The organism is Alcanivorax sp. HI0044, assembly GCF_001634945.1.
On record NZ_LWEZ01001220.1, the window covers coordinates 1 to 2,965 of the forward strand.

A 2,965-nucleotide genomic window follows, 5' to 3' on the forward strand; every position below is an offset into this window, starting at 1 on the left:
ATGTAATAAAGATTGGAACAGGCCCATGATCACTCAAAATGATGAGATCGAGCTATCTCGACAAACATTCAGTCGCTGGCTAGCCAGAAACAATAGGGAGCAAATCTCTTGGCTGGCACGCTACCTGAACGAGAACAAAACAGCCCAACGATTACTCCTTAAACAAGTAGAAGGAATGCTAGAGGGATCAGGGCATCAGGTAGTTGTGGTTGAAAAATACGACGCGCTTGTTCTACGAATGGCAGAGCTTGATGTTCTTTGCGGGAGAGAAGGAGCCAAACTTACAGCGAGAATCAAGTCAGCCTGGAGTCAGCACAAATACAGGACAAAGCTACGGCTAACCGACTATAAGAACATCAATATGGTCCTCAGCATGAGGGCAATTAACAACTTGAAGAAACTGTCTGAGAGCATCAACAAACCCCAAAACAAGGTTATTGAAGATCTGATAGAGGAAAAGCTCGAGCTCTTATTGAACACAGGGCAAATACACCAGCCCCCTCCCCAACATCGGGAACTCCAAGTGAGCGTACCTGACCTCGCTTCGACAACACCTCCTGCGACACCATTGCCAGGAGAAGACCTTCATGAGAGTGAGACATCCCATGACAATGCGAGCACACCCGGAAAAATCTCTTCGGTATGAATGCTAGCTATGTCTCGTAGAACAACTGTATATGATCAGCCCACCGCTGCAGCCACTCACGGCACTCCGCCTCGTAGCTATGCAGGTCATAGGTTCCTTCAATACCCTTACGGGAGTGCCCCAACACCGCTTCAGCGACCTCGCTGGGGCAGCCCAATCGGGCCAAGCCAGTCCTGACGGTCCGCCGTAGGTCATGGGGTGACCAGTCAGGAATGGAAGTTAGCCAAAGCTGCGCAGCTGTGTAACTCCGTCCAGATTTCAGTTTTTCGGGGTTCTTCAGGTGCCATTTTGTCTCGGTTAGCGACTTTTGCTGGATTGGCTTCCTGGTGCGAGTTGACGGAAAAGGGTAATTATCCGTAGTCAGCTTCAGCTGACTCAGAAATTCGATGGCCTGTGTTGGCAACTGAACGTATCGCTCCGCTCCATTCTTTGAGTCCCTCAAATGCCAAGAACCTGCCTCCAGGTCGATATCCTTCCACTCAGCGTTACACACCTCCCCTGTCCGGCAACCAGTCCAAAGAGTGAACCGCATGACATTCTTCTGAGTGGTGGAGTAGCCCGAGCCCGGCAGCCAAGCCAGAACCGCCGCCAGCTCTTTGTCCGAAAGCACCCTCTTGCCCTTGTTCGGGCTCATACGGATCCTGGCAGTCTTCAAGCTGGCCTTGGCCAACCAGGCCGGGTTAGGGAAATCGTCAGGTAGACGCTCCAGCCCAATGGCGTACTCATAGGCAGCAATGAACTCCCGGAGCACATTCCCAGCTTGGACCCGCGCGCCTCGATCCAGGATCTCCTTGATCAGGTCGACCACATCCTTTCGCTTTACCTCCGCCGCTGGCTTATCGCCTAACACCCGGACAGCGTCATTATGGAGAGTACGTCGCACCTCCCACTGTCCTTTGGGCTTCCTGGCCCCAGGCATCCGTCTCTTCTCCCCGGTTCTCGGATCTGTCACCGTCCGATCCTCAATGACTTCCGTCAGATACTGCTCGACCAGATCTGTCACAGTATAAGCGGCCACGGCTTCGGCTTGCGCCTGTGCAGCCTTTGCCTCCTTTTCTGCCTGGAGCTGACGATCCCGTTCGGCTTTGGGACAAATCCCTTTGGCTCTGAGCTCCTTCATTTTGGAGACCTCAAGGCGGGCTTCTGCAAGCTTCACACCAGGGAAATTGCCGATCTTGACCTGAACCAGCTTGCCCGTCTCGGGGCTTCGGTAGCGATAAGTGAAGGTTTTCAGACCCGAGGAACCGCAGGTAACCCGCAACCCAGCGTTCTCAGCCCCGTCGGTTTTGACCTTATCCCCTGGCCGCATTGCCTCAATGGCACGGACCGATAGTTGCTTGCTTCCTTGTTTGCTATGCTCCATCGCTTTGATCCACCAACACTAACGCTTTCAAGCAAATCCCCGCATCGCAGGCCCCGTCTGGCCTGCAGGGGATTTGGTATAGGTTTTTGGCAGTATAGCACCTTCAAAATCACCTTTTCGAAGGAAAAACCAAAAACCTATACTAAAACCTATACTAATTTTGCGGATTGGGGTGGATTTCCGTGGACACCCACGGACACTACCGGAAATCACATATTTCGCTAACCATTTGAATATATAGCGAAATAAAAGGAAAAACAGGCTGAAACGCACATATGGCGAACCCCAATTTATCCGCACACACACCTATGATGCAGCAATACCTGGCGATCAAGGCCGAGCACCCGGACCAGCTGGTGTTCTACCGCATGGGGGATTTCTACGAATTGTTTTTTGGGGATGCGCAAAAAGCGGCGCGGCTGCTGGACATTACCCTGACCCAACGCGGCCAGAGTGCCGGCAAGCCGATTCCCATGGCAGGGATCCCCTATCATGCGGCAGAGAACTACCTGGCGCGGCTGGTGAAGCTGGGTGAATCGGTAGCTATTGCCGAGCAGATTGGTGACCCCGCCTTGGCCAAGGGGCCGGTGGAACGCAAGGTGGTGCGCATTGTTACCCCAGGCACCGTGAGTGACGAGGCGCTTCTGGAAGAGCGCCGCGACAATCTTCTGTGCGCGGTTTTTGATCACAATAATCAGTACGGCTGCGCCAGCCTGGACCTGGCCGCCGGGCGGTTTGTGGTCACCCAGGTAGAAGGTGCCGAACAACTGCAGGCTCTGTTGGAGCGGTGGTCACCTGCTGAGCTGCTGCTCAGCGAGGAACACGGCCTGCCAGGCCGCTGGGCCGAGCGCCCGGGCACCCGCAAACGCCCCGGCTGGGAGTTTGACGAAGACGCCGCCCGCCGTCAGTTGTGTCAGCAATTTCAGGTACAGGATCTGGCCGGTTTCGGTGAGCCA

2 protein-coding genes and 1 pseudogene are annotated in these 2,965 nt (G+C 54.4%); 2 read left to right on the plus strand and 1 reads right to left on the minus strand.

The window, feature by feature from the left end; all coding sequences use genetic code 11:
• Window positions 1–646 (plus strand): hypothetical protein (locus tag A3730_RS17075; protein ID WP_231883984.1); only part of this gene is annotated, 646 nt, incomplete at its 5' end.
• A gap of 7 nt (window positions 647–653) precedes the next feature.
• Here A3730_RS17075 and A3730_RS17080 read toward each other — a convergent pair.
• Complete coding sequence (locus tag A3730_RS17080) at window positions 654–2,009, minus strand: site-specific integrase (protein WP_063520676.1); 1,356 nt, start codon at window positions 2,007–2,009, stop codon at window positions 654–656.
• Between the two features lie 275 nt (window positions 2,010–2,284).
• Between A3730_RS17080 and A3730_RS17085 the strand changes: the two are divergent.
• Window positions 2,285–2,965 (plus strand): annotated as a pseudogene (locus A3730_RS17085) (DNA mismatch repair protein MutS); the annotation flags it as partial.